1 protein-coding gene is annotated in these 620 nt (G+C 40.6%); it reads left to right on the top strand.

Annotation, left to right across the window (positions count from 1 at the left end; all coding sequences use genetic code 11):
- Positions 1 to 620: phosphotransferase (locus Q2B33_RS24320; protein WP_330691404.1), on the top strand; the 620-nt coding region annotated here is incomplete at both ends.

The following is a 620-nucleotide window of genomic DNA, read 5'->3' on the forward strand; positions in this document are numbered from 1 at the left end:
TGGTTACGTGATAGAGGTCTTACATTTGAGGAACAGCCACTACATAAAACCAAAGAGTATGGTCTCTACAGCGAGTGGGACAATTTGCCCAAAATGAGTTGCCGTCCTTTCAATAAGATAATTATCAAAGGCGATAAGGTTATTAAGGAAGGGATTGACAATCAAGGACGAAAGTTAGCTGTCACAGAAGTGGCTTGGTATAAGAAGCTTCAAGGACTGTCTTTTGATGCCATCCCTACAATATACTCTTATGAGCCGATTTCCATGGAGCTGATTGACGGAAAGAATATCTATGAGTACACCTATTTCTCAGAAGAGCAGAAAAAGTATGCTCTGGAGAAAATTATTACTTGCCTTAAAGATGTCCATAGTCTCGAGTCAGCTCCTTACGATGAAGTAAGCTACAGGGATGCATATCTCGATAAAACTTATGATCGTCTAAAAAAGGTGAGGAATCTAGTACCATTTGCTAATGATTCCGCTGTGATGGTTAATGGAAAGGTATGCCGTAATATCTTTTATCATCAGGAGGAAGTTGAAAGACTGGTGATGCAGTATGCGCCACAGACGTTTGTGCTTCTTCACGGTGACTGTACTTTCTCAAACATAATGCTCCGCCA

The organism is uncultured Acetatifactor sp., assembly GCF_948601915.1.
GTDB lineage: Bacteria > Bacillota > Clostridia > Lachnospirales > Lachnospiraceae > Acetatifactor.